Source organism: Nocardioides sp. CPCC 206348 (assembly GCF_048654705.1).
Lineage (GTDB): Bacteria > Actinomycetota > Actinomycetes > Propionibacteriales > Nocardioidaceae > Nocardioides.
In genome coordinates this window covers 150330-151365 of the sequence record NZ_JBMCZA010000243.1, presented here as the reverse complement: position 1 = coordinate 151365, position 1036 = coordinate 150330, and the positions used below count along the sequence as shown (strand labels likewise).

General features: G+C 66.4%; 2 protein-coding genes. Both read right to left on the bottom strand.

What is annotated here, in order from left to right:
- The coding region (locus tag ACOADB_RS29115; protein WP_378607520.1) for a DUF445 domain-containing protein at nucleotides 1–845 on the bottom strand (845 nt) is incomplete at its 3' end.
- Nucleotides 842–1036, bottom strand: a 195-nt coding sequence (locus ACOADB_RS29110) for a hypothetical protein (RefSeq protein WP_378607517.1), incomplete at its 5' end; no start/stop codon positions are given. The genes ACOADB_RS29110 and ACOADB_RS29115, both read right to left, overlap by 4 nt.

The following is a 1036-nucleotide window of genomic DNA, read 5'->3' as shown; positions in this document are numbered from 1 at the left end:
GGGGCGAAGATGTCCGTCGCGAGGATGTGGGCGTAGCCGCGCGTGATCTTGTCCCGCTTCGCGTGCAGGACCCCCTGGACGGGGAACACACCGAGGACCTTCTTCGGCTGCAGCGGGCGGAACAGCATGTTGAGGGCGACGTAGTCACTGACGAACCCGACCAGGAAGCCGAACGCCGGCATGATCCACGGGTTGTGGAAGTAGGCCCAGCACGCCAGCTGGACGAACCCGATGGCGAAGCCGAACACGATCCCGCTGCGGCGCACGAAGGTCATCGCATCCGACGCGACCGACTTGATCAGGTCGTTGAGCTGGTCCTTGTTCTTCACCAGGATGGTCACGGCGAGGAACTGCAGGTCGAGGAACTGACTCAGGTCCGCGCGCATCTCGGCGAGCAGACTGTCCACGATCTTCGGTGCCTGCTGGTGCACCCGGGCCGTGATCGCTCGCCGACCCGCCTCCGGCAGGGAGTCCCACAGGCCCGGACGGAGCTGTTCAGCCAGGTCGCGCACGACGATGTCGATGGCCTCGGTCAGCGGACCGCGGAGCTCCTCGACCGCCTCCTCGGCGTCGACCTTGTCCAGCAGCTCCTCGGGCTTGAGCAGGTTCTCGGTGAGCAGCTCGATCGTGGTGGCGGCGACCTTGCCGGCACGACGAGGCACCAGCCCCTGCCAGCCGAGCGGCCCGATGCCACGGAACTCCAGTGGCGCGTACATCATCTGCAGCGCCAGCAGCTTCGTGATGTAGCCGATGAACGCTGCCACGATCGGCATCGACGCATAGATGATCCAGTTCGCGGAGAAGTCCGCCTGGATCTCCGGCCAGGTCTGGACCAGGACGGTCATCCACTCTCACCCGAGGTCGCCGCGGCCCAGAGGTCGCGGCCGAACGCAGAGAGCCTGATCGTGTACTTCTCGACCCTCGCCTCCATCGGGCCACGCTTGCCCGCCTTGAGCGCCCGCAGTACGGCGCCATCGGCGCCGAGGATCTGGTAGTCGTTCTTGAGCTGGGGGTCCTCCGGTCCGGTCTCGACGAG